15 protein-coding genes are annotated in these 21,940 nt (G+C 45.2%); 10 read left to right on the forward strand and 5 right to left on the reverse strand.

The genetic code is table 11. The annotated features are described in order from the left end of the window. The first annotated feature begins 45 nt into the window (after nt 1–45). The 4 genes from AAE02nite_RS02320 (at nt 46) to AAE02nite_RS02335 (ending at nt 5,474) form a co-directional block, all read left to right on the forward strand. Nucleotides 46–1,251 carry a TlpA disulfide reductase family protein gene (locus tag AAE02nite_RS02320; RefSeq protein WP_146894837.1) on the forward strand — a complete coding sequence of 402 codons (1,206 nt, stop codon included), beginning with the start codon at nt 46–48 and terminating at the stop codon, nt 1,249–1,251. Between the two features lie 44 nt (nt 1,252–1,295). Continuing rightward, nucleotides 1,296–1,967 carry a LytR/AlgR family response regulator transcription factor gene (locus AAE02nite_RS02325; RefSeq protein WP_146894838.1) on the forward strand — a complete coding sequence of 224 codons (672 nt, stop codon included), beginning with the start codon at nt 1,296–1,298 and terminating at the stop codon, nt 1,965–1,967. Between the two features lie 542 nt (nt 1,968–2,509). After that, complete coding sequence (locus AAE02nite_RS02330; RefSeq protein WP_146894839.1) at nt 2,510–4,708, forward strand: prolyl oligopeptidase family serine peptidase; 2,199 nt, start codon at nt 2,510–2,512, stop codon at nt 4,706–4,708. 286 nt (nt 4,709–4,994) lie between these two features. Then, nucleotides 4,995–5,474, forward strand: coding sequence for a GNAT family N-acetyltransferase (locus AAE02nite_RS02335; RefSeq protein WP_146894840.1), 480 nt, complete (start codon nt 4,995–4,997; stop codon nt 5,472–5,474). A gap of 128 nt (nt 5,475–5,602) precedes the next feature. On the opposite strand, the gene AAE02nite_RS02340 is transcribed toward AAE02nite_RS02335, so the two are convergent. The 3 genes from AAE02nite_RS02340 to AAE02nite_RS02350 form a co-directional block, all read right to left on the reverse strand. Continuing rightward, the gene (locus AAE02nite_RS02340; RefSeq protein ID WP_146894841.1) at nt 5,603–5,911 is read right to left on the reverse strand and encodes a DUF4286 family protein; all 309 of its coding nucleotides are present in this window, start codon (nt 5,909–5,911) and stop codon (nt 5,603–5,605) included. Nucleotides 5,912–6,022: 111 nt separating this feature from the next. After that, nucleotides 6,023–8,488 (reverse strand): TonB-dependent receptor, encoded by a 2,466-nt coding sequence (locus tag AAE02nite_RS02345; RefSeq protein ID WP_146894842.1) that lies wholly within the window; start codon nt 8,486–8,488, stop codon nt 6,023–6,025. 175 nt (nt 8,489–8,663) lie between these two features. Further along, on the reverse strand, nt 8,664–9,008 hold the full coding sequence (locus tag AAE02nite_RS02350) for a hypothetical protein (protein WP_146894843.1): 345 nt from the start codon (nt 9,006–9,008) through the stop codon (nt 8,664–8,666). Between the two features lie 214 nt (nt 9,009–9,222). On the opposite strand from AAE02nite_RS02350, the gene htpG reads away from it, so the two are divergent. Further along, nucleotides 9,223–11,046: a molecular chaperone HtpG gene (gene htpG / locus AAE02nite_RS02355; protein ID WP_146894844.1), complete on the forward strand. Its 1,824-nt coding sequence runs from the start codon at nt 9,223–9,225 to the stop codon at nt 11,044–11,046. A gap of 258 nt (nt 11,047–11,304) precedes the next feature. Continuing rightward, entirely contained in the window at nt 11,305–12,180 is an 876-nt protein-coding gene (locus tag AAE02nite_RS02360) for an alpha/beta hydrolase (RefSeq protein ID WP_146894845.1), read from the forward strand. 17 nt (nt 12,181–12,197) lie between these two features. On the opposite strand, the gene AAE02nite_RS02365 is transcribed toward AAE02nite_RS02360, so the two are convergent. Together AAE02nite_RS02365 and AAE02nite_RS02370 are read right to left on the reverse strand one after the other, a co-directional pair. Continuing rightward, the gene (locus AAE02nite_RS02365; protein ID WP_146894846.1) at nt 12,198–12,770 is read right to left on the reverse strand and encodes a pentapeptide repeat-containing protein; all 573 of its coding nucleotides are present in this window, start codon (nt 12,768–12,770) and stop codon (nt 12,198–12,200) included. A gap of 46 nt (nt 12,771–12,816) precedes the next feature. Continuing rightward, a complete protein-coding gene (locus AAE02nite_RS02370; RefSeq protein ID WP_146894847.1) occupies nt 12,817–14,538 on the reverse strand; it encodes a sensor histidine kinase in 1,722 nt (573 codons plus the stop codon). 873 nt (nt 14,539–15,411) lie between these two features. Between AAE02nite_RS02370 and AAE02nite_RS02375 the strand changes: the two genes are divergently transcribed. Genes AAE02nite_RS02375 through AAE02nite_RS02390 form a run of 4 tightly spaced genes read left to right on the forward strand, consistent with a single transcriptional unit; the run spans nt 15,412 to nt 21,919 of the window. After that, complete coding sequence (locus AAE02nite_RS02375; RefSeq protein WP_146894848.1) at nt 15,412–18,585, forward strand: SusC/RagA family TonB-linked outer membrane protein; 3,174 nt, start codon at nt 15,412–15,414, stop codon at nt 18,583–18,585. 11 nt (nt 18,586–18,596) lie between these two features. Further along, nucleotides 18,597–20,453 (forward strand): RagB/SusD family nutrient uptake outer membrane protein, encoded by a 1,857-nt coding sequence (locus AAE02nite_RS02380; RefSeq protein ID WP_146894849.1) that lies wholly within the window; start codon nt 18,597–18,599, stop codon nt 20,451–20,453. A gap of 45 nt (nt 20,454–20,498) precedes the next feature. Next, a complete protein-coding gene (locus AAE02nite_RS02385; protein ID WP_146894850.1) occupies nt 20,499–20,903 on the forward strand; it encodes an SGBP N-terminal domain-containing protein in 405 nt (134 codons plus the stop codon). A gap of 29 nt (nt 20,904–20,932) precedes the next feature. Then, entirely contained in the window at nt 20,933–21,919 is a 987-nt protein-coding gene (locus AAE02nite_RS02390) for a DUF4466 family protein (RefSeq protein WP_146894851.1), read from the forward strand. The last annotated feature ends 21 nt before the right edge of the window (nt 21,920–21,940 follow it).

The raw sequence follows: 21,940 nt of genomic DNA on the forward strand, positions 1-21,940 counted from the left end.
ACTGTTTGCCGGAAAGCATCAGCCGGCTTACCCAGAATAATTATCATGAAGAACTTCCTGTATGCAGCCGCTTTTATGCTTATATTAGGATTAGTTTCCTGCTCTAAAAAGATAAGTGTAACCAACTCTAACATGACCAAACCCAGTATTCAGGCCAATATTCAGGGCTTAGGCAACGATACCATTCTGGTGCTGTATCATAAAATATTAAACCCAGCCGATTTTGATGAATCAGTGAAAGATACCATCGTTGCCCAAAACGGACGCTTTACTTACGATTTGGCTATAGAAGAACCGGTTTTGCTGTACCTGATGCCCCAGAAAGCCATTATAACCAGAGCTGACGGCCGGCCGTTTTGGGCAAAAGAAAAATCTATCGTGGTGCTGGTTGGCTACGGCGACAAAATAGAAATTACCGGCGAACTGTACGAATATTATACCGATTACGAAGTTAAAGGCTCTGAATTTAATGAATATTATACCCAAGTAAGAAAAAGCTACATTACAGCGGCGGCGGAAGCGGTAAAATTGGAACTGGAACTGGATGCCCAAATGGCCGGTAAAGCGAATGGCGATGTTATAAACGTGCTTTTTCAGAAGCGGAACGATATAAATAAAATTAGCCGCTTAGCCCAACTGGAATTTATCAAAAACAATCCAGAGAAAGAACTGTCGGCTTATTATTTAACCCTGCAGCCTTTAGATACCATCGAGAAATACTACAGTGCGCTTGCGCCGGATGTTCGGGAAGGTATGTTTCAGCGAATGCTCGATGACAAGTTAAATACGCTAAAGAAGCTTAGAAGAACCGAAGCCGCCGAACTAGCTGTTAAAGAAGGGGAAGTGGCACCTGATTTTAAGCTCGGCGGGCTATACGGCGAATTCTCTTTAAATGCGGTTAAAAGTAAATATATTGTCTTGGACTTTTGGGCCAGTTGGTGTGCTCCTTGTATAAAGGGCCTGGCCCGGATGAAAGAATATTACTGGCAATACCAGAACCAAGCCGAATTTATAGGTATTAACTGTAATGAAAGCGAAGAAAAATGGCGGGAGGCCGTAGAAAAGCACGAACTCCCGTGGCCCCAGGTTATTGATACGGCAGATATAAATGAATCGGTCGCAATTAATTACGGCGTAAAAGCATTCCCCACTAAATGTATCCTGAATGCGGGAAAGAAAATTATGGGCAGGTTTGTGGGAGAGGAGGAGGACTTTTATAAAAAGCTGGACGAGGTACTGGGGAATAAATAATTTAAGCTAACTGGCCCGAACGAAAACAGAATTAATAAAATAATATGACTGCAATTGCCATCGACGATGAACCAATGGCTTTGGAAGTAGTACGCTCGCTGGCCGCTAAAGTGCCTTACTTAAACCTCAAAGCCTGCTTTACCGATGCTTTTCAGGCCCTGGAATACTTACAGCACGAGCCGGTAGATCTGCTTTTCCTGGATATTAAAATGCCCGATATTTCCGGATTAGAATTTGTAACCAGCCTGCACAAAAAGCCGCTGGTTATTTTTACCACCGCCTACTCCGAACACGCCGTTATTAGTTTTGAGTTGGATGCCATTGATTACCTGCTGAAGCCTTTCTCGCTGGCCCGGTTTGTAAAAGCCTGCAACAAAGCCCAGGAATTGCTGCAACTCCGCAGCCAAAGCGTGGCGCCCAAGGATTACCTTTTCCTGAAAACCGGTTACGAGCAGGTAAAGGTGCATTACGACGAAATATTGTACATGGAAGCAGCCGGCAATTATATAACCTTTGTGCTGGAAAACAAAAAGCTACTCTCCCGCATGACCATAAACGAACTCAGCGACCAACTGCCCCCCGAAAAGTTTACCCGCGTGCACCGGTCCTATATTGTAGCCAACGATAAAATAGAAAAAATAGAGCGCCACCAGGTGCAGGTAAAAGGCAACTTTGTACCGGTGGGGGCATCGTATATGCAGCAATTAAAGTTTTAGTAGTGGTAGTCAGAATTACAAAATTCGCTATGTTCAACTCCAGGATAGAAAAGAAGGGTAAAAACTGAAAATTTATACCTCTTACCCTGTAATAAAGGACAACCAAACTCCCGGGAAAGATAGTGGCTAAATCATCGGCTTAGCTCGCCCCCTGTTTTCCGGAAAACTTGCTTCCCAGGAGGGGGTTTGGGGTGGTTTTATTTACTAAAGCTTTTAAATATAGGCTTACCGCCGCCTTTGCTGCAGAGACACCACCAGTTAACTAGGCAGAATCTTTAAGATTGGCGGTGATAACCCCACCAATGGCGCTGTATTTTGCTCGAAAAAGAAATCCTCAATAGCTTCCATACTGCTTTCAACACCTCTGGTCACGCTTTTTACCAAATTAAATTAACAATTCAACAATTCAACAATTCAACAATTCAACAATATCTTCTTTCTAAACCCTTTTCTTACTTCCCCGCACAATTTTCAAACCTTATTCAGGTTTCCGGCACAGTTTTCGTAAATTTGGGGTTATGATTTAATTAACACCCTGTTATATGAATAAAATCACCTTTTTTCTGGTGGCTGGCGGATTTAGCTTTCTGGCCGCCTGTCAATCAACCAAGACTAACACGCCGGAGACCCAGGCTGCTGTTGCCACGGCCACCGAAGATACAACCAACATGAATAAGGCCACTATTGCATACCCCGAAACCGAAAAAGTAACCCACATCGATAATTACCACGGCACCGAAATACCCGACCCATACCGCTGGCTCGAGAATGATACTTCTGAAGCGGTAGCCAACTGGGTACAGGCGCAAAATAAAGTTACTTTCAATTACCTCGGTCAGATTCCGTTCCGGGATAAAATAAAAGAGCGCTTAACTAAAATCTGGAACTACCCGAAGTACGGCACTCCTTTTAAGCGCGGCGAAAACTATTATTTCTACAAAAACGACGGGCTACAGAACCAAAGCATTCTGTACGTGCAGAAAGGACTCAACGGCACACCGGAAGTTTTCATCGACCCGAATAAATTCTCGACCGATGGTACTACCTCTTTAACCACCGTTAGCTTTTCTAAGGATAATAAATACGTGGCCTACGGTACTTCCGGCGGCGGCTCCGACTGGAACGAATTTTACGTGCTGGATGCCACTACCAAAGAAAAGTTAAGCGATAAACTGGCGTGGATCAAGTTTTCGGGCGCAGCCTGGTTTAAAGATGGCTTTTTTTACAGCCGCTACGATGCGCCTAAAAATGGCAGCAAGCTGGCAGCCAAAAACGAATACCACAAAGTATATTATCACCAGCTAGGTACGCCGCAGAGCGAGGATAAATTAATTTACGAAGACAAAACCAAGCCACTGCGGTACTTCAGCGCCCAAACCACCGACGACGAACGTTACCTGGTAATTACCGTTTCGGAAGGCGCTACCAGCACCAATGCCTTGTATGTAAAGGAACTGCGCGATGAGAAAAACGCCTTTATACCGGTGGTTAGCAATTTCACCGCCGAATACAACGTCATTGATAACTTAGGGGATAAACTGCTGGTACAAACCACTTATAAATCGCCTAAAAACCAGATCGTACTCATCGACCCCAAAAAGCCGCAACCGGCCAACTGGAAAACTGTGGTACCCCAATCGGAGAACGTAATTTCGGGGGCGTCGCTTATTAATAACCGGTTAATTGTAAATTACATGAAAAATGCCGCCAGCGAGGTAGTGGTATTTGATGTGAACGGCAAGCGCCTGCACGGGTTAAAATTACCTACCCTGGGTACGGTAACGGGTTTTAGCGGGAAGAAAGAAGACAAAGAAGTTTTTTATACATTCAATTCCTTTACCTATCCCAGCGCCATTTATAAATATACAGTAGCCACGAATACCTCCGAGCTGTTCCGGAAAACCGATCTGGATGTGAATATGGACAACTACGAAACCAAACAGGTGTTTTACCCGAGCAAAGACGGCACCAAAGTACCGATGTTTATTGTGCATAAAAAAGGTTTGGTGCTGGATGGCAATAATCCTACTTACCTGTATGGTTATGGTGGTTTTAACGTGTCGTATACACCTGGTTTCAGTATTTCGCGGATGTTGTGGCTCGAAAACGGCGGCGTATTTGTACTGGCTAACCTGCGCGGCGGGGGAGAGTTTGGCGAAGAATGGCACAAAGCCGGCATGACACCCCATAAACAAAATGTGTTTGATGATTTTATCGCGGCGGCCGAATATTTGATTCAGGCGAAATATACTTCGCCGGAAAAACTGGCCATTGCCGGCGGCTCTAACGGTGGCTTGTTGGTAGGAGCTGTAGCCAACCAGCGTCCCGAATTATTTAAAGTTGCTCTGCCGGCCGTGGGTGTAATGGATATGCTGCGGTTCCATAAGTTTACCATTGGTTGGGGTTGGGTGCCCGAATACGGATCCAGCGACAACCCCGAACAATTCAAGAACTTACTCCAGTTTTCGCCGCTGCACAATATTAAAGACGGTGTAAGTTACCCGGCTACTTTGGTTACCACCGCCGACCACGACGACCGCGTGGTACCAGCCCACTCGTTTAAATATATTGCCCGCCTGCAGGAAAAAGGCGCCGGACCAAACCCATACTTAATCCGGGTAGCAGTAAACGCCGGCCACGGCGCTGGTAAATCTACAGCGCAGCAAATAGAAGAAGCCACCGATATCTGGTCTTTTGTGTACCAGAATATGGGTGTGAACCCGTATAGCACGCCTAAATAATATAGGAAGCAATATTATAGGGAAGTCAGCGGATATAAATACTACCGTCAGTTTAACGCATAGCGTAACCGGTGGTGTGTTATAAGGGAAAGCTTCCAGCAGTAGGAAACTTCCAATTATTTATAACCACCAGTTACAGCTCTGCCTAAACTGGCGGTAGCAGATTGTAGTATATTTCTGGAACAATAATTAAAATGGTAATCGGCGTGAATAAATGCTGTTCATTCCGCTTACCATTTTTAATTTTGTCTCTTTCATTCGAGACTAAATATTAAATTCAACCATAATGAATATTACAATCCGGAGAGGCGTAAAGACAGATTTGCCCCAGGTTTACAGACTTATTCAGGAATTGGCCGAGTACGAACGCGCCCCGCAGGAAGTAACCAATACCCTGGCCGACATGGAAGCAGATGGCTTTGGCGAAAACCCGGTTTTTGAGTTTTTTGTAGCGGAAGCGGAAGAAAAAGTAGTGGGCATTTGCCTGTACTACATGGCGTACTCTACCTGGAAAGGCAAAATGCTGTTTCTCGAGGATTTAATCGTGACCGAAGCTTACCGCCGCTACGGATTGGGTAAACAGTTATTCGATGCCTTTGCCCGGCGGGCCTTGGAACTTGGTGCCAAGCGCCTGAAGTGGCAGGTGCTGGAATGGAACGAACCCGCCATTGCTTTCTACAAAAAACTGAACTGCAACCTCGATGCCGAGTGGATTAACTGCAACATGAATGAGCAGGAAATTGCGGCGTATGTAGAAAATCTTTAGTTGCTGGATAATAACCACTAGACCTTAGCCAAGATTAAGGTAGTAGCATAAGTTCAGGCAATAAAGCAAACCAGAAAGCCTTCCTAACCTGGAAGGCTTTCTGGTTTAACAGCATAAAGTAATCAAAACTAATCTACTACTTCCAGCAAAGACTCAAATGTAACAAACTTATTTGGGTAACGATTAGCGTGTTTGGCTTGCAGGGCCGGGGCGTAATCCTGCTGGTATTCTTCAAAATCTTCCATATTGCGGCAGAAATATTGTACGGCATACGTTACCCCACCGGTATCAGCTTCCTCGGTGAGCATGCGGGCAATCTGATATTTTACGAAATAGGTGGTGGCCATTACTTCCGGAATGTGGGTTTGCTTCATCCACGTTAACCAATCAGCGGCCACAGCATTATCAATACTAACGGTAATGTTATATAAAAGCATGTATTATTATCTGAATCTTAGTTTCTGGCAATAATATTTATTCGGTTAAAACAAGAAGTGCTGCTAATATAGCAACGCTTCTTGTTTTAAAACTGAATATATAAAAAATAGTTATTTACGGAAAGTGAGCGGCACGATTACTTTCAGGCTGACATTGCGGCCCATGTTGTAGACACCCTGCCGACCGGTAGCTTCGTTTACAGCGGTATATTTCAGGCGGCTCAGGTGGTTTTGGTAAGCTACATCAAAAATATTATTTACCGTTAAGTATACCGAAAGCAAAGTTAGCTTGCGCCCATTGGGTACATCAAAGCCGGCCCCAAAGTTAATCAAGGTGTAAGCCGGTGTGGGCGTTTCGGTGCCGTAAGCCGAGTAAATTTTGTTTTGCCGGAAATTATGTTCTACCTCCAGGCGCGTAAACCAGTTGCGCACCAGGTTACCGCCTTTCTTGAAATTAAAGCGCACCTCCGACTGCAACCGCGGTGCCGGAATAAAAGGCAAATGGCGGGTAGAATCGGGTTGGTTTAACTGAATGCCGCGCACCAGCGAAAACGTGTTTTCAAAATGCAGCCAGTCGAGCGGGTGCGGGTGAATATCCATGCCGATTTCGAAGCCGTAAAGGCGGGCGTCGCCTTGTACGTATTTAAAGGTGGCGGCCGGGTTGGCGGGGTCGCTGATGGAGTCGCCGCCGGCTACGCTGCGCAGCTTTTCGGCAAAAATATACTTATCTATATTGTTGTTAAAGCCGTTAATATCTAAAGTAATGTGGTCGGTGTCCAAGCTTAGGCCGGCATCTACCTGGAAACTGGTTTCGGGTTTTAATTCAGTATTACCCACTTCGTAGCGCACCGTGCCTTCGTGGCGACCGTTAGAGGATAGTTCCGAAATATTGGGTGCCCGGAAACCACGGGCAATATTTAGCTTACCCGACAGTTTTTGCGAAAAATCGACGGTAGCACCTGCCGAACCCGAAATATTAGAGAAATCCCGTTTAAACGATATGAATTTAGTCTGCTCAGCCTCTGCTGGGTCATCAGTTGGTTCGCTATGATCGTTTAAAAATAATGCATCCGAATTTATAAAGCGTCGGTCGTAGCGTAAGCCACCGCTCAGGTGCAGGTTGCCAAAATCTTTTCGGGTAAAGCCAAAAACGCCAACATCGGCGAGGCGGTATTCCGGAATCAGAAATTCTATTCCCCGGTTTTGGTTAGTCTGCTGCATACCGGCCAAGCCAAAGGTAGTGTTCCAGCCGGCTGCTTCGGGTAAAAAATATTTCAGGTCGTAGCCTAACGTTTGTAAATCAAAAATTAACGAAGCTTCGTCATGGCCTGGTTCCTCGTGGTCTTCCTCGCCGGGTTCGTGTTCTGCCTCTTCAGCCCCGTGGGCGTGGCCAAATTCCTGGCGCAGGTTCCGTTGCCAATCCAGGTTTAAGGTTACCCGCGAAGCTCCCAAAATAAAATTATTCTGTGAAGCAAAACGCAAATGATTTACTTTTTGTCGCGGATCGTTCAGCGCATAGCCTTTTAAATCATCATTGGTTACGGCTACTTCCTGTTCATCGCCGTCTATTTCGGCTAGCTTCAGGAAATTACCCTGTAAATCGCGTTCGCCTTCTATTAACCCTAAATTCTGGTTAAAGCTACTAAAGTTCAGGTGCGAGTAGCCCCAGCTTTTGTTCAGGCCAACGTAGCCGTTCAGGTTCAGTTCGTTAAAACCGGAGTTATACACCCGGCTATCGTAGCGGTTGCGGTAATTACCGGCGGCTTTCTGGCTCAGGCGGGTCTGCCAGTTAAAACCATTCAGGTTACCGGCATTCATCAGCGAGTTGGCAATCAGGCCATTATTACTTTGGTAATTACCGGCGTAGGAACCGGTTATTTTGCCTTCTTCTACCGGGTCCGGCGAAATAAAATTAATGACGCCGGCCATCGCATCGGAGCCGTACATAATGCTGCCGGGGCCTTTTACAATTTCAGCGCGGTCCACGGAATATTCATCAATCTCAATGCCGTGTTCGTCGCCCCATTGCTGGCCTTCCTGGCGCATGCCGTTGTTCAGCGTTACCACCCGGTTGGCGCTTAAGCCTCGGATTACCGGTTTGGCAATGGCCGCGCCCGTGGTAACCTGCGATACGCCGGGCGTATGGGCAATAGCATCTATAATATTATTGCCGGCGCGGCGGCGCAATTCATTAGGGCCAACTACGGCCGTGGGAACCGGATTACGGCGCTTTTCGGTAGAAGCCGATACGCCGGTTACCACCACGGTGCCCAATTCGGTGACCGATGGGGTCAAAGCCTGGTCTAAAGTAGTAGCACCCGCAATAACCACGGTTTTAATAATCGGGCTGTACCCAATTAATTTTATCTGAACCAGGAACCGGCCCCGCGGTAAGTTATTGATGGCAAAACGGCCAATTTCATCGGTAGCGGCACCTTGCCGCAAATCGGGTAAATAAACTGAAGCGCCAATTAAAGGTTCCTGCGTGGCTTGGTCGGTTATTGTGCCTCTGAGGCTGTTCTGGCCAAAAGCAGCCGTAGAAAACAAAAATAAAAATATATAAAGGCTTAGTTTCATGAATAGAATAAATTGCCGGCCCTCCCCAATGGCTTCTGATGGCTATCGGGTTACCTTTTAAACGATAATTATTTTACGAAAGGTTTGTGCCTAATGAATTGTCTTACAATCAGATATGCCTGTCGTCGCCCTGAATAAAAAACAGGCGGTAAAGGTAAAATCTAAGTAAAACAAATTAGGCTAAAAAAGCAGGCAAAGAAGGGGGACCACGCAAGCAAATGCTATTCGGGAAGGTGAATTTCCAGATGCTGCTAAAATCCTGAAGGTGAGTTTTGGGTGGAGTTTGAATAGCCGGCCAGGTTACTGCCGGAGGTAAATGATAAAAGCTGCTGTCGAATAAATGTTCGACGGGGCAGTGGATGTGCTTTTCGCCTAACTGGTGTTTAGCAGCCGGATGATTTAGCTTTACTTCTTGGGTGTGCGTGTGCCGGTGTAAGGCCAATACCAAACTATCGGGTACCAGTACCCGAAAGAATACTGCCAGCAGGAAAAAAGAAATAAATTTGCTGTAGGCCGACACGCTGAAAAATTATATAGTACAAATGTACTCTTTCGTTTCAACGTAAGCAAATAGGTTGTAGATACTAAAGGGGTTAAGATATTTACAAAACAGCCTTTCTGGTCGCAAATTCTGCCAACCTGTCATTAATTAACCGTTATAACTTAACTGGAATAACTTTTGAGTTGCCCGAATAAAGAGAATACAAACTTAAAAATATATAGATAGCATTACTATGGAAGAAAGAGGTAATATCTCCATTCATACCGAGAATATTTTCCCGATTATTAAGAAGTTTCTGTACTCCGACCACGAGATATTTTTGCGTGAGCTGGTTTCCAACGCCGTGGATGCTACCCAAAAACTGAAGCGTTTATCGGCTATTGGTGAGTACAAAGGCGAACTCGGCGACCTGAAAGTGAAGGTAAGCGTGGACAAAGAAGCCCGCCAGATTATTGTGCGCGACCGCGGCATTGGGATGACCGCCGAAGAAATTAAAAAATATATCAACCAGATTGCTTTTTCGGGTGCGGTGGAGTTTGTGGAGAAATACAAAGACAAGCCGGAGCCCAACCAGATTATTGGGCAGTTTGGTTTAGGTTTCTACTCGGCGTTTATGGTGGCCGATACCGTAGAAATTGTAACTAAATCGCACCAGGAAGATGCTGAGGCGGCGCACTGGGTTTGCGATGGCAGCACCGAGTTTACCATTACCCACGCCGATAAAGAAGATCGGGGCACTAATATTATCTTAAATATTGCCGCCGATTCGGATGAGTTCCTGGAAGAAGCCCGTATCCGGACTATCCTGAATAAATATTGTAAGTTTTTGCCGATTGAGGTTGAGTTTCAGGACGAAGTTATTAATAACCCAAATCCTATCTGGACAAAACAACCATCGGAACTAACCGACGAAGATTATCAGAATTTCTACAAAGAACTGTATCCGTTCTCCGAAGCACCGCTGTTCTGGATTCATTTAAACGTAGATTATCCGTTTAACCTGACCGGTATTTTGTACTTCCCGAAAGTGAAGAACGATTTTGAGCTGCAGAAAAACAAAATACAATTGTACAGCCGCCAGGTGTTTATTACCGACGAGGTAAAAGACGTGGTACCGGAGTTCCTGATGCTGCTGCACGGCGTTATTGATTCACCGGATATTCCGTTGAACGTATCGCGCAGCTTTTTGCAGGCCGATGCCAACGTAAAGAAAATCAACACCTATATTACCCGCAAAGTAGCCGACAAACTGTCCGAAATATTCCGCAACGACCGCGAAGGCTTCCAGCAGAAATGGAGCGACATTGGCCTGTTCGTGAAATACGGTATGCTCAGTGACGATAAATTTTACGACAAGGCCAAAAATTTTGCCTTGGTCCAAAACGTAGAAGATAAATTCTTTACCCTAGATGAGTACAGAGAGCACGTACAAGCCAACCAGCAAGACAAAAGCGACAACTTAGTGCTGTTGTACACCACCGACGAGGAAAAACAACACGCTTTTGTAGAAGCGGCTAAAGACCGCAGCTACGATGTGCTGAAGCTGGATAACATGATTGACAGTCACTTTATTGGCATGCTGGAGCAAAAGCTGGAAAAAACCACCCTGAAGCGAGTAGATTCCGAAACCATTGATAAGCTGATTGAGAAAGAAACTTCCCAGGATAGCATATTAAGCGAGGAAGAAAAAACTTCACTGAAAGAAGTGTACGAGAAAGCCATCAACAACCAGCACATGCACGTAAGCATCGAGCCGCTGTCGCCAAACGACTCACCGGTAATTATTACCATGCCCGAGTTTATGCGCCGCATGAAAGACATGAGCCGTACCGGTGGGGGTGGCATGATGTTTATGGGCAACATGCCCGATACTTATAATGTAAGCATCAACGCCAATCACCCGATTAACAGCCGCATTTTAAAAGCGAAAGACGAAAACAAAGAAATTATTGCCAAGCAGGCTTTCGATTTAGCTTTGTTGTCGCAGAACATGCTTACCGGCCCGGCTTTAACGGCGTTCGTAAAACGCAGCGTAGAATTAATCGAAAAAGAATAAAGATTAAATATTCAATATTTTAGCCAGTTCCGTACTGGTTAAAAGCTTTTAAAATTTACCGGATAACACGTTTGGCTTACTTCAGTTTTGGGGTAATTCAAACGTGTTTTTCTTTTTACCCAGGAATGTTCTTTTTCCAGAAACCCGGCAAATGAAATTTAAAATAAATAGTCCGTTAAATACGGGATGGATGCGGCGTAGGGCATTATTTCTTAAGAGAAATCTTTAGCTTTAGCGTAGAATAATTTAATCTGGTTTATGCGCGCCTTAAAATACCTGTTGCTTTTATGCTGTTTTACCCTGGCCTTTAGCGGATTTGCGGCCCGGGTAGATACGCTCGAAATTAAAAGTGCAGCCCTGGCAAAAACATCACGGGCCGGCGTGGTATTGCCCGATAGTTACCGGAAATCCAAAGCTACTTACCCGGTGTTGTATTTATTGCACGGCGGCCGGGGCAACTACCGCGATTGGTTATCTAAAACACCCGATAAGCAACTAGTACACCGGCTGGCCGACCAGTACGGAATTATCATTGTAACCCCGGATGCGGGCTTTTCCAGTTATTACATCGACAGCCCCGTTGATAAAAACAGCCAGTACGAAACCTTTATTACCCACGATTTGCTGGCCCAGGTAGACAAGTCCTATCGCACCATTCCGAGCCGGAACGGGCGCATTATTACGGGTTTAAGTATGGGCGGGCACGGCGCTTTGTACCTGGCTACCCGCCACCCCGAATTATTTTGCGCGGCCGGCAGCATGAGCGGCGCCCTGGATTTAAACACCGCTAGCTGGAATTTACCCGCCGAAAACCTAACCGAAATAAACGGACGACTGGAAAAAATATTTGGTCCCCGCAACGCAACCCCCAATTTTTACGCAGCTAACTCGGTGGTAAACCTGGCCGAAAAAATAAGAACGAATAAACTGGCCCTGATAATAGACTGTGGCGTAGATGATTTTTTAATTCAGCCAAACCGGGAACTGCACCGGCGCTTGGTTTATAACAAAACACCCCACGACTACACTGAGCGGCCCGGCGGCCATACCTGGGAATATTGGGAAAATGCTTTGCCCTATCACCTGGTATTTTTTGCGAAAGTATGGCGGGAGAACGGCGCTTTAAAAATGTAAACTGGCTTCGGGCGCTGTTAACTGATGATTATTTCGTATTTATCGAGTAAGCCGCCCAGCCCTGAGCGCGAGAATTTTGCTTTTTTCAGGCGGTTAAATTCCGGATCGATAGAGAAATTATGCGCTTCCCGAAAGTCGGCTTTTTCTAAATTGCTTTGCCGGAAAATTGCCCGCTGTAAATCACTACCCGAAAAATCAGCCCCGGTTAAATTACAATCGCCAAAATTTGCTTCCTTCAGGCTGCAGTTAATAAATTTGGTGTCTTTTAGTTTTTTCCGGCTGAAATTACAAAAGTCGAGCAGACAAGAACTAAACGATGCGGAAAACAGAAAATCGGAGCAAACGCTGAAATCTACCCCTAATATTTTACAATGGCTGAATTGTGCGTTATCGAGTTTTACCTGCGGTAAATTTACCATACTCAGGTTGCAGGTATCAAAAGTGCAGTCGCTGAAAACCGCTTGGCTTAAAGGTGTTTGGGTAAAATCGCAGTGTTTAAAAGTACAGTTACTAAATTCGCTTCCGGTCAGGTTCTGGTCGGCAAAGTTAATTTTCGTAAAGGTTTCTTCGGTATAATAGCTCGCCGGCATAAGTAAAATTTAATAAGCAAAGGTACTGGGTTATTTTAAACCCATTTCACTTTTTAACCTGGGGCAGAAAAATAGTAAAGCAAGTACCGGCATCTTCGGTGCTTTCTACCCGAATGGTGCCGCCATTATTTTCGATGGTTTGCTTTACCAGGTATAAACCAATGCCACTGCCTTCTACGTGCGTGTGAAATCGCTTATAAATGGTAAATAAATTAGCCGCCTGGTACGCCGACATCCCCAAACCGTTATCCGCGAAAATTATCTTGACGCCGTTAGGTACTGCGAGCGAACTAATATTTATGAGCAGGGTGCGGTTGGGTGAGCGGTATTTAAGTGCATTGGTAAATAAATTCAGTAACACACTACGGAGGTGTATCTGGGAAAATACCAGGGTATCTACTTCCAGGTGCTTTTGTATTTTAGCGCCGCTTTGCTCTATTTCCAGTTCCAGTTCTTTTTTTACTTCCAGTATAAGTTTGTTCAAAGAAAAGGCTACCTGCAGCCCAATAATCAGTTGCTGCGATTTAATAATTTGGGTAAGGCCTTCGATGGTGCCTTTGAGGCTGGCAATAGAGTTGCCTACCATGGTAACCAGCTTTTCTTCATGGGCCTGCATGTGGGGTTCTAAGGTTAGTCTAAGTTCTTTCAGCAACAACTCTAAGTTGTAAACCGGTGTTTTCAGGTCGTGGCTGGCCATGTGTACAATGTAATCGAGACTTTGGTTCAGGCGCGAAAGTTCTTTGTTTTTGGCTTCCAGTGCCTGGCTGCTCAGCAAAACTTCTTTTGTCATAACGGCTAGTTCGCGGTTACCGGCTTTTACATCGTCCAGGGCCTCGCTGAGTGCCTCATTACGTCCCGAAAGGTCCGTGTTGGTAATTTGCAATTCCTGGTGAGCTTTCCGGAGCCGGGTATCCAGGTTATTCAGGCGCTGCAAATAATAATAGGTAATGGGTAAGGATATCAGGCAGGTCAGGATAAAAAGGCTTAAAATGCCCAAACCCGGAGTTAGTTGCCAGGCGGTTAAGGTGTACAGGTAAAAGCCAATAAATATGGGGGTTACCAATAAAAAATAGCTGAACGAATAACGCGCCAGCATCCCACCCAAATATTGACTCGACATCATTTTTAGCCAACCTTTATGCGGGTAACAAAGCAAGAGTCCCAGGCTGAATAGAATTAGCACCGGGGCTGTTTGGCTGGTGAGACCCTCAAGATTGTGCGGTACCGAAAAGTGTCCTATATTATATAAGTTACCGATAAAAGAAGCATAAGCTACAATAAACAAAAAAGCAGCTAGTAACTGGCCGGTGCCAAACCAGCCCGAGGTGATAAACAAAACCGCTACGGCTAGTAGCATTATATTAAAAGCATTTAACAGCAGTATCCAGTCTGGTGTTGCGCTTGCAAAATGCTGGGCAGGGGCCGGCGAAAACCAGAAAATGATACCCCAGTTTTTTTTCCATAGAAAATCTGCCAGGTTCAGGAGGGCAAGAGCCAGCATCAGGCCGGCTCCTAAACGGGCGGGTATTTTCAGGTTACGATGGAGGAAAATCAGGCAGCCCCCCATGATAACCAGCGCCAAAGCGGTTTGCCACTGCATACTGGTTACCAGGCTAACTTTATCGGGGTTGCTAAATAACCGGTAAAACTGCCCGGCTAAGTCGAGCAACCCTAACCCCAGACCAGCCAATGCCAGTAGTTGCGAGTACCGTTGCCATCGGTTCTTACGTGTAGTTACTGATTGCTGCACTGGGCTTTTGTCAATCAATGGTATCTGTGGTTAGCGTTTAAGACCTAATAAGAAGCAGTTGGTTGGGTAGTAACACACAATACAAAAGAATTATTTTTTGTTAAATAGCGTCGCCGAAAATCTATTTCAAAGCTAAAGCCTGGCGGTGTTACCTAAGAAATATTGTTTAATATATGAATAATCTTTGAAAAATTAACATTGTGACTGGCTGGGCTTATGTGGTAGTAATTTGCTGGTTATTAGGGTATATTATTTCAATACAAAACAGGACAAACCATTTAGTAACCTTTTGGTGCATCATTCCACCTCGGGAGGTACAATGGCGGAGAATCATGAAATAGATGAAAGTGCAAAAATCGAAAAAAAACATGGGATAACGTTTTCATGTTCCAAAAGGTTTTGTTATTTGGGTTAAAAGTATTCAAAAATAAAATAAATTAAGGTATTTGTTGAAAAATTTAAATCCAAATAGCTTCTTGGTAAGAGTTAAAGAATTTTAATTTTGAGGAGCTTTATATATATTTAATAAAAATAAAGAATTTAAGATATTAGGATATACCAAAATATAACCTTTTGACTTGTTTGGAAAAATATTGTTTTAACGACAGGTCTCTTCCTAAATTCCAAATAATATTATTTATAATTAAATTAGCCAAAGGCTAAACAAAATTAAAATGCGGTATGATTAAAAAATGATTTCTTTCGGGTAAGTGCTGCCGCCGGAACCTGCTGGTAATGCGGAAGGTAATCATCCGGCTTAACCATTGCTGCTTTTAAGGCGCCTCAATCTCCACTTCTGCAAAGTAGAGTTAATCTCTGAACTTTTCTTACTTAATAATATTGAATACAGAATAATTACATCCACCAGTCGTCTTCTTTAAGTTTACACCTATGCAAAAAACCTCTACGCCCCGGCTAGGCAAATTCAGTCTGGCTACCGCGCTGGTCTGCCTTTGTTTATCGGGGGCAGCCCAAACCCAAACCAATCCGGCAATCGCTATGACGCTTGCCCGCTCCGCCAGTACGGCAACTGCACCCAGTTCAACCGTTATATCACCCGTTTTACCGGTTATGGATATTCGCGGAAAAGTTACCGATGAAAAAGGTGAGCCCCTGCCCGGCGTGACAGTAGTAGTAAAGGGTACAACTAATGGTACCGCAACCGGAGTAGATGGCACTTACTCGCTTAGTTTACCCGAAGCAGCCGGTACTTTGGTATTTTCTTACATTGGATACGGCACCCGCGAGGTACCCTTTACCAGTGGGCAAACGACGGTTAACGTTACCTTGCAAATAGATGCCAAAGCCCTGGAAGAAGTGGTAGTAGTAGGGTATGGCACCCAGAAGAAAGCTAATGTAACGGGTGCGGTTTCATCTGTTAAAATAGATGAACAAACGGCTAGCCGTGCAGTACCCAATGTGTCTTCGGGTCTGGCGGGGTTGGTACCTGGTTTAGCTGCTACCCAGTCTTCGGGTATGGCCGGCCGTAACTCCTCTAATTTAATTATCAGGGGTTTGGGTACGGTTAATAATGCTAACCCGCTGGTGGTAGTAGATGGTATGCCCGATGTAGACATCAACCGGATAGATATGAACGATGTGGAAAGCATCTCGGTACTGAAAGATGCGGCTTCTGCCTCGGTTTACGGTTCACGGGCGGCAAATGGCGTAATTTTAATTACCACCAAATCAGGTAAAGGCAAGAAAGCTACCATTAATTTCACCAGTACCAATGCTTTGGAAAAGCCCATAAAAGCGTATGATTTTATGTCGGATTATCCGCGGGCATTAACCCTGCACCAGCGGGCCGCGGCAGTTAGTCAGTTGCCCATTAATTCAAACTTCAAAGACGGTACCATCGACCAGTGGATGGCTTTGGGTATGATTGATCCATTAAAATACCCCAATACCGATTGGTGGGATATTATTATGCGCGACGGGTTTATACAACGGCATAACCTGTCAGCTTCGGGCGGTAATGAGCAGTCTAACTTTTATATTTCGGTTGGATTGCTGGATCAGAAAGGCTTGCAGATTAACAATGATTACAAGCAATATAACACCCGCATTAATTACGATTATAAAGTGCGTAAAAACATGAACGTGGGGGTTAAATTGAATGGCAATACGTCTAATTTTACTTATGCCCTGGAAGATGGTTTTACCGACGATAATTCTACGAATACAGCTGGCTTCGATATGCAGTACGCAATTGCCGGTATTATGCCTTACGATCCGGTAACCGGTTATTACGGCGGAGTAATGGCTTATGGCGAAGACCCGCAGGCTTACAACCCCTATACAGTTTATGTAAATAACCTGACCCGCCAAAACCGCCAGGAAGCCAATGGTAGCATTTATTACGATTGGTCGCCTATCAAAGGTCTTACTGCCCGGGTAGATTATTCTTTAAATTACAACAACCAGTTCCGCTGGAATGCCAACATGCCTAACCATGCTTACAATTTCCAGCAAGGAGCGTTTGGCAGCCGGGTGTATGTCGGGCAAAATGCCGGGGTAAGTAACAATACCAGTACCGGGCACAAAACCATGTTAACCGGGCGTTTAACTTATAACACCACCATTGCCAAAAACCACGAAATAAGCGCGCTGGCGGTATATAGCGAGGAATACTGGTATGGTCGTTCGCAGTCAAGTTCCCGGAACGATAGATTGCACCCGTCGCTTCACGAAATTGATGCGGCTTTAACCGATATTCAATCAACTGGGGGTAATTCCAGCGCCGAGGGCCTGCAATCTTACATTGGCCGGGTAAATTATACCGCTTTCGATAAGTACCTTTTAGAAGCAAATTTCCGGTACGATGGTTCTTCTAAGTTCCTGCCCGGCAGCCAGTTCGGTTTCTTCCCTTCGGTGGCAGTAGGGTGGCGTTTTCTGGAAGAAGGTTTTATTAATTCCTTTGCCAGCCGCTATTTAAGTAATGGTAAATTACGGATGTCTTACGGAAGCTTGGGTAATAACAGCGGCGTAGGTCGATACGAGCAACAGCAAACCCTGGATGCCAACAACTATATGATTGGTGGTGGTATCGCCAAAGGTTTTGTATATAGCCAAATGGTTAACCCAAATCTTTCCTGGGAAAACACTTCGGTCTTTAACGTAGGATTAGATTTAGGTTTTGCAAATAACCGGTTATCCGCCGAAATTGATTATTACGATCGTTTAACTACCGGTATGAACCGGCCTTCTGATTTATCTATCCTGTTAACGGGGGCTTACAATGCGCCGCGCCGGAATATTGGTAATCTGCGCAACCGCGGTATTGAAGGTAACTTAACTTGGTCTGATAAGCTAGGTGAAATAAATTATGCAGTTAACCTGAATGCTTCTTATAATGCTACGGTACTGGAAGAATGGAACGAATTTTTAGGCAGAGGTTATACTTTCCTAAATATGCCTTACCACTTCCTGTATACTTACGAAGATATGGGCATCGCCCAAACCTGGCAGGATGTATATAATGCTACGCCTCAGGGTGCTTCTCCCGGCGATATTCTCCGCAAAGATTTAAATGGTGATGGCCGGATTGATGGTAATGACCGTTCTGCCGACCCGAAAGTGCAGCGCGACAGACCCACCACCAACTTTGCTTTAAACTCTAATTTTTCCTGGAAAGGGTTCGATTTAGCCATATTCTTCCAGGGGGCAGCCGGACGGAAGGACTACTGGATTACCAATTACAATAACGTAAACTTTGGCACCCAACGCTACGCCTCTACCTGGGATCATTGGGATAACCCCTGGAATTTAGAAAACCGGAACGGAGAATGGCCGCGTCTGGCGGGTAATGCCAACCGCGAGGAAACCACTTTCTGGTTAGATGACATGAGCTATGTACGCCTTAAAAACCTGCAGTTGGGCTACCGGATACCTGCCACCCTGCTTAGCAAAGCTGGCGTGGGCAGCCTGCGTATTTTTGCCTCGGCCGAGAACCTGGCTACTTTCACCAAATACCGGGGGCTGGACCCCGATAGAGGCGGCAACAGAAACGATATGTACCCAATAGTTAAATCTTATTCGCTTGGTGTTAATCTGAGTTTATAAACACTACATTCATGAACAAATTAAATATTACTTCTAAAATATTATTACCTGTTTTTGCCGGGTTAATGCTTTCACTAAGTTCGTGTAAAGATGATCTGCTCGAACAAGAACCAACTACTGAATTGGGTGCCAATGCTTTCTGGCAAACAGAGGCAGATGCTACTTTTGCCTTAAATGGCGCGTATGCGGCAGTACGGCCGGTTTTCGACCGCGATTATTACCTGGATGGCCACGGCGAATATGTACGGGCCCGGGGTACCAGTGCTACCAGTGGAAATTTACGATTGGGCGATGCTTACCAGGGGGCTGATTTTAACCCAACCGGTTACGCCGATAATTTCGATAAATATTACCGTTACTTGTATGGCGGAGTGCATCGGACTAACTACGTAATTGAGAACGTAGAGAAAATGCTCCTGACGGCCAGTCCTTCTTCCGTAGCCAGTCTAGAAGCTATTTTGGGTGAGGCAAAGTTACTGCGCGGTATGGTTTATTTCCGCCTGATTTCCATGTGGGGCGATGTACCTTATATTGGGAATGTTATAACCGACAACTCACAGGTAGCCACCTTGGCCCGTACACCCATAGCCCAGGTAAAAGACTCTATTATGGCGGATTTTACTTATGCTTATGAGAAACTACCGGTAAAAGGATCTGCCGTAGGTCGGGCTGGTAAACCGGCTGCCCTGGCGTTTCGTGGTAAACTGCAACTATACTGGGCTTCCTGGAATAAAAACGGCTGGCCGGAACTGGAAGGTTTTAAGCCCAGTGCCGCCGCTGCCGAAGCCGCTTTTAAAGGTGCTGCTGCCGATTTTAAACAGGTTATCGAAGGATTTGGTTTAACGCTATTCCGCAACGGTGAGCCCGGTAATATTGATAAACTTGGCGAGGCCGAGGATCTGCCTAACTATTTTTACCTGTTTATGCCGGTTGCCAACGGCGATCCGGAAATGATTATGTCATTTACCCATGGTGGTACGGGTACCGGCCAGGGCGAAGAGTTAATGCGCGACTTTTCCGGTCGCTCGCACGAAGGTTCTCAGGGCTGGATGTCGCCCCGCTACGAAATAGCCGACCGCTATCAGTTAACTACTACCGGCGATTTTGCTCCTAAACTAATACCCCGTAACCCTACTACTGCCGGGGCCAGAACCTTGCTCAATTCCGCCATAAATCCGCAAAGTTATGCCGACCGCGATTATCGTATGAAAGCCACTATGATGTGGGATTATGAAGTAAGTATTGGTATGGCGTCTTTGAAATCTACCGGGTGGGTGCCGTTTATTTATAAAACCTGGGCTCAACCTATAACCATAAACATCGAAGGCGAACCCTATAAAACCATTACCTATAATACCGACGGCACTAATTCCGGATATATGTTCCGGAAGTTTGTCCGCAACTATGCCGGGCAGGGCCGGAGCGAAGGCGATTATGCTTTCCCGGTTATGCGCTTAGCCGATGTTTACCTGATGTACGCCGAAGCTACGAATGAAGTAAACGGACCCCAGCCCGATGCGATTGCCTTGGTTAATAAAGTACGCCATCGCGGTAACCTGCCGGCTTTAAAATCCGACAAAACCAGCAGCAAAGAGGCATTCTTTGATGCCATTGAACAGGAAAGAATAATTGAACTGGTAGCCGAAGGCCACCGCGGTTTCGACCTGCGCCGCTGGAGAGCTTTGGAAAGAGTATGGGGCCCACCGGCCAGCGAGGGTGTCTGGACAATTGATACCCACGGTGCAAACGTAACCCGTTATTTCCAGAATACGCCGGAACGCACTTACCAACAGAACTATATCTTTAGAATACCGCCGGGCGAGCGCGATCGGAATCCTAATTTAACCCAGAATACCCCATGGTTGTAATGGGTAATCCAGAAAAGATTACTTGAGATTTATAAAAATTTGAAGATGAAAAAACATATTAAAATATTAGTTTTCTGCTTACTGGTACCATTTGTCTGGGCTGGCTGCAAAAAAGATTTTCCAATTGATGAAGATGGCTTGCTTATTACCAACCGGGGCGAATGCTACGTCAGTAGTTTTGAATTACTTGGTTCTGATTTTCAAACGGTAAGGAGTAAGGCTGCCGTTATTGATACCACCGCCCAAACCATAAATGTGGAGGTATTCTTCGGTACCGATTTAAAGAATCTTTATCCGCAGTTTTCGCTCGTAACCGATGCCAAACTGGATCCTAAAATTGTGGGAAGAGTTGATTTTTCTGATTTAAGTAATCCTAAAACTTACACCGTTATTTCGGGTAACCGCAAGGTTAAAAAGCCTTATACGGTAATTATTACAGTTCAGAAATAGTAGTCTTTTTGATATTTAAAGAAATGATTATGCAAAACAAATATTTTATCAATATAACCTTCCTGCTGGCAATAATTCTGCTCCTGAATGCCTGTAAGGAAGAAGAATACGCTATTCCGGAAACAAAAGATGCGCTCCAGAACGATGTTATCAAGCGCACCTTAGGGCCAAACCTGGTGGGACAAAGAATTGAATTTGCCTATGCTATGGCCGTACCCAGAACCAGAGGTAAATTAGTTTCAGCCCAGGTAGAAGCATCTATAGAAGGCGCTACCGGAACGTTTCTCGAAAACAGATCTTTTTACACCAATGGCAGTGGCCAGGATGTAGGCGTAAAAATCGGGGAACCATCGGCCACAGAAGGTAAAATAACCAAAGTGTCTTTTACCACCGATACAACCGCCGCCACGCTACGCTATTATTACGTTATTCCGGAAGCGGCCCGTGGCCAAACTGTAACCTTCAACTTCACGGCTAACAGTAGCAACGGCGAAACGGTTACTTACGCGATGGGGCCTTACCAAATATCTAAAATGGATATGAAGTTGGATTTAGCCGTAAGAGATGGCGCCGCCAGTTATATTTCTATTGCTGATATGGCTGTTTATACCGCAGCCAACGCTGCTGCCAACGCCGATAAAATTGACCTGGTTTACCTGCATCGTACTACTCCTGCTTCCTTTGCCCATTCTTTGGTTTCACCGGCTGCCGATCCGCAATATTTGCCGGGTATAACGCTTCCGGCGGGAGTTAATAAAAGTACTAAGGTAAGCAAAGCTTTTGGCCTCAGGGATCAGCAACTGGCCCGTTTACAGTTCGGGATTTTTATTGATGATTTGGATTTCCAGGAACTTAATTTAGCTGATGCGCCTAATTTTGCTATAAACATGAGAGCAGAATCAGGGGTTTGGGTGGAAACGGCCGATGGCAAATACCGGGCTTATATCTTTGTTAATTCAGTAAATAATACCAACAAGAGTGCCGTGATTAGTATTAAGCGGTTTACCCTGCAATAGGCAATTTCTTAATAAGGAATA

Origin of the sequence: Adhaeribacter aerolatus, from assembly GCF_007991635.1 — a bacterium.
GTDB lineage: Bacteria > Bacteroidota > Bacteroidia > Cytophagales > Hymenobacteraceae > Adhaeribacter > Adhaeribacter aerolatus.